General features: G+C 55.7%; 2 protein-coding genes. Both read left to right on the top strand.

What is annotated here, in order from left to right; translation table 11 throughout:
* The first annotated feature begins 472 nt into the window (after window positions 1-472).
* Window positions 473-1,009 carry a hypothetical protein gene (locus AC1D0P_RS21720; RefSeq protein WP_477678649.1) on the top strand — a complete coding sequence of 179 codons (537 nt, stop codon included), beginning with the start codon at window positions 473-475 and terminating at the stop codon, window positions 1,007-1,009.
* 30 nt (window positions 1,010-1,039) lie between these two features.
* A partial coding sequence (locus AC1D0P_RS21715) for a calcium-binding protein (RefSeq protein ID WP_477678648.1) occupies window positions 1,040-4,865 on the top strand: 3,826 nt, incomplete at its 3' end.

Raw genomic sequence — 4,865 nt, 5'->3', positions numbered from 1 at the left:
AGCTTGCAGGAAGGGCTGGTTCGCCTCGGCTAATGGGGACGACATAGAAACCCCGGGAAGCTCTTGGCTACCGGGACATGCAAGTCGTGGCCAGGGTCAACCAGGGCAAGCGGACGGTGCTCGAGTATTTGTTGTCGCCTGTGCAGAAGGCGGTGCAGGAGTCGGAGAGGGAGAGGTGAGCATTTCTATCGATCACTTTGACAATGACCGGATCACATTGAGAGCAGCGTTTAACAAGTGGCGTTCGAAATGAGATCAGCTATTGGTCACAGGAGATTGGCTGGGTAACTGTTCTTAAGCGCATCGCAGCCGGCGTTTCGTGTCTGCTCGAATCGATTTTTGCTGTTCGAAGAGGCGATATCACAGCCGCGAAGAATTTATTGAGAAGGCGATTCGCAGAAACCATTTTTATGCAAACAGGTTAATGAGGTGCTAGCGCAGGTAGTGAACAAAAAAATTGGAGAACTACAGCTTGACCGGATTTTTCTTTCTCTTCGTCACGGGTCTTTGGGCCGTGATTGCCATTACCTTGGGCATCAAGATTCCCCGGTGGCTGGGGGCAATGCGGTACCGAAAAGCACTTGGTGTGGTGCTTGCTCCGTTGATCTTTTTTGCTCCAGTTGCGGATGAAATCATTGCCTACCCCCAGATGATGGCGCTTTGTAGTGCCCGCGAGAATACTCATTTAACGATGAATGAAAAGTCGGCTTATGGGCGAACCGTCTACTACACGCAGAGTAGCGAAGTGGGGGCACTTTGGCCACCAAGCGTAGTTATCGTGCGTCACCAATCAGGTTACCTGGACGCCACAACCAAAGAGCCAGTACTCGTGTCGTCTTGGATTAGGCCTGCTCGCGGCTTCCTGGGCATACCTGCTGGTAGCAGCGGAACCAAAATGACTTTGTTGCTGCGCGCGTGCGAAGTACCGAAGGATGACATCGCCCGACATCCTGGGGGTGTTTTGCAAGCCATGAGGCATTTAAATTGGACGGTAGTTCCGACCCCTTGATTCCCTAATCCTATCCAAGGAGCGAATGAAATGAACACAATCAACGAGGCTTACCTGAATGCTCTTCTGGCGGACGCTTCCTATAAGGGGATGCATAACGTCATAGCCGGTCAAGTGCAGGCTGAATTACTTACCGGAACCGCCCTCAATCAAGTCATTGCCGACCGCATGACTCAGCCGCAGGCGGACTTCATCACTACCAACTTTGAAGTGCTGAACCAGGAGCTATCAGCGACAGGCGGTTTTGACGCAACGGTATGGCGTGGAAAAGCGGGAACCGACTATGCCGACAAAGTGTATGTCTCCGTGCGTGGCACGCAGGAAGGGCAAGATTTTCTCGACGATGGTGATTTGGCAAGTGCGGGGGTGCCATACCGTCAAATCGTTAGCATGGTCAACTGGTGGCTTAAAGCCACTACTGCGACTGGACAGCAAGCCCCGCAAATCAGAACGGATGCAAACAACAACTTTGTGGCCGCGTCGCCAGTGGACGGCGCTGGAACTTTCACCGGTGTTAACGCCATTAGCACCATCGAATCCGTCAACGCCCACAGCCTGGGTGGCTACTTGGCAACGGCTTTTGCGCGCTTGTTTGGCAAACAGTGGGGGGTGCAAGGTGTGAATACCTTCAACAGCGCTGGATTTAGCCGCCTACAAGAAAATTACAACATTGCAACTTCGTTCAGTTCAATCAGCCAATTGATTGGTTCAGGTCTTGGCCTAGGTAGTTTTGGTGCCGTCGCGAGTCTCCAAAATAACTATTACGCGGAGAACGGCATAAACGTCACCACCAATGATTGGGATCCTGTGGGCTTCAATCAGTACGGGCAACGTATCGGTTTGTACCAGGAAGACGGTGTCAAGCTCACTGAGCTCGGCATGTCCAATCACTTCATGTACAAGCAAACCGATCTGCTTGCTCTTGGGGCAACCCTGGAGAAGCTCGACCGCACAATGACCTTTGCCAAGTTGAATGATTTCGTCAAAGCGGGTAGCAACGTCATGGCCAATTCATACGAAGGCGTACTTGACGGTCTAAGGCGTATTTTTCAAGGCAATGGCACCACGCCTACTCAACTTGGAGACGTATCCGGTCATGAACTTAGCCGGATAAATTACCAAACCAACATCGACGTTCTCACCAAGAGCGATGCTTTCAAGGGGCTCGTTGGTAAAGCCACGCTGACGCTTGCCGATGCAGGTCTTGCCACCCAAGCTGAGACAAACTTTGCTGCCTTTCTAAGCCTTTATGCGCTAAGCCCTGTAGTTATTAATACAAGCGACACCACAGCGCTTGACAAACTCAAACAAGCTAACGAAGTATTAGCCGGGCAATGGGACGCTGATGCGCAGCTCACGGCGCAGCAGCGGGCTCAGGGGCTTGGTACCTTTACCAAGAATTGGCGGAGTGATCGCGCGACACTGCTTGTCGCCATCGCGGCCCGCAACACAAAAGATGGAACTGGTGTGGCATATGTCGATGGAATTTCGAAGGATCGGGCGTACGACTTGCACTGGTTCGATGGTAGCGGGGCAGAGAAAATTCTTCTCGCCGAGAACACCGCTCGCCAGGGCGGGGTACTTAGGCCAATTCCCATGCAGAGGTTCGCGTTTGGTGACACCGGCAACGACATGCTGACTGGCACAGACAACAAACTGGAGGATCACCTCTACGGTGGAGGTGGCGATGACACTTTGAAAGGCAAGGCCGGAGATGACTACCTGGAAGGTAATGCCGGCGACGATATTCTGGAGGGGGGCAAAGACAATGACACTTTGCTAGGTGGCGTAGGCAACGATACCTACTATCTACGCGCCAGTGATGGTGGGGTAGACACCATCATCGATACCGATGGCCAGGGCGCAATCAAAGTGATCGATGCCGCCGGTAGCGAAAAAGACCTGAGTATAGGTGCCATCAAGAAGATGGCCAACGGCAGCACCACCCTCAGCATCAGCGGCGCAGGCGTCAGCGCCGTCGTCAAAAATTTCACTTCAGGCAACCTCGGCATCACATTACCGGGCTCAGTGGATACCCAGCCGACGCCGACCGGCGGCGGCCTTATCCTGGGCGACTTTGCCCCTCTGGATACGGATGTGGTGGCCGAAGGCGTGCAGGTTCAGTACGACGCTCTGGGCAATGTGATGGTGGACGAAAACCAGCCCGAGGCAGGCCGCGCCGATTCGCTGTTTGACAGCGCGGGTGACGACGAAATCACTGCGGGCGGTGGCGCTGACATGGTCAACGCCACGCGCGGCGGCACAAACTGGATCAAGGCCGGCAGCGGCAACGACAAAGTGTTTGGTGGCGCGGGCAAAGACCTGATCGAGTTGGGCACCGATCGTGACTATGCCGTGGGCGGCGACGGCGACGACAGGATCTTTGCCGATGTGCAGCACACCATGAACGAAGTGCTGGCGCAAGTCATTGCGGCGCCTAACGACCAAGCCGACATCATGGATGGTGGCAAAGGCGACGATGCGCTGTATGGCGACGCCGGCAGTGATGTGCTGTACGGCGGCGAAGGCAAAGACCTGATGGTGGGCGGCGCGGGTGACGACGCTATGTTTGGCGACCTGGAGACCGTCACTGTGCAGCCGGGTTGGAGCGTCACGCTGCAGCAGTCATATCCCAATGGCTACTTGCCGGGTTCAGTGTTTGCGTTTACAGGCATTACAACCCGGCTGCCCACAGCACAAAGCGCGGACCTGATGTTTGGAGGTGGGGGCAGCGATTACATGGTGGCCGGGGGCGGTGAGGACTACCTTGATGGAGGCACGGGCAATGACTACATGTTTGGTGGCGGCGGGGCGGACTCGCTGGTAGGCGACGAAGGCGACGACCACATGGACGGCGACGGCTATACGACAGGCGTGTTGCAGCCTGAGTACACCTTATCGACGGAACACGGTAACGACTATCTCGATGGCGGGGCGGGCAATGACATGATGGTCGGATGGGGCGGCGGCGACGTGTTGTTTGGTGGATCCGGCGACGATTGGCTAGTRGGCGACGCGCCAAACTATGCCATGGAAGGTGAGTACAACGGCAATGACTACCTCGACGGCGGGGAAGGCAACGACACGATGATTGGCGGCGGCAAGGATGACACCTTGTATGGCGGGGATGGTAGTGACGTGCTTGGCGGTGACGCCAACGCGTCACAACTTTCCGGCGAGTTCCACGGCGACGATTACCTCGATGGTGAAGGTGGCGACGACCTTCTCATCGGACACGGCGGCAACGACACGCTCTATGGCGGAGACGGTAACGACCAGTTGCAGGGCGATGCATTGGAGTCAAATCTCTCGGGCGAATATCACGGAGACGACTACCTGGACGGAGAGGACGGTGAAGACGAACTCATCGGCGGCGGTGGCAATGACATTCTGTACGGCGGTGCCGGGAATGATGGGCTGCTCGGGGATGCCTATGAGCCTGAGCTGGCTGGTCAATACCATGGCGACGACTACTTGAACGGAGAGGGCGGCGACGACAGGCTGTGGGGTGCGGGAGGTGACGACACGCTCTATGGCGGAGCAGGCAATGACATCTTGTTTGGGGACGACAACCAGCTTGCCGAGAACTGGCATGGCAACGACTACCTGGACGGAGGGGACGGTAGTGATGTGTTGTGGGGTGGGCACGGTAACGACGTAGTGCTAGGCGGGTCAGGGCTCGATTTCCTAGTTGGGGGAGGTGGTGACGATTACCTTGAAGGTGGAGAAGACCGGGACACCATTTATGGCGACGATGGAAATGACACGCTGGTCTCGGACGGTGACGATTATCTCGATGGAGGAATAGGCGACGACACGTACAGCATCACCCTGAAACCAATAGATGGGAATAACG

The sequence above is a fragment of the Polaromonas sp. P1_G2 genome, assembly GCF_056405515.1.
Note: the sequence above shows the minus strand (reverse complement) of the source record. Positions and strands in the feature narration are given on the sequence as shown.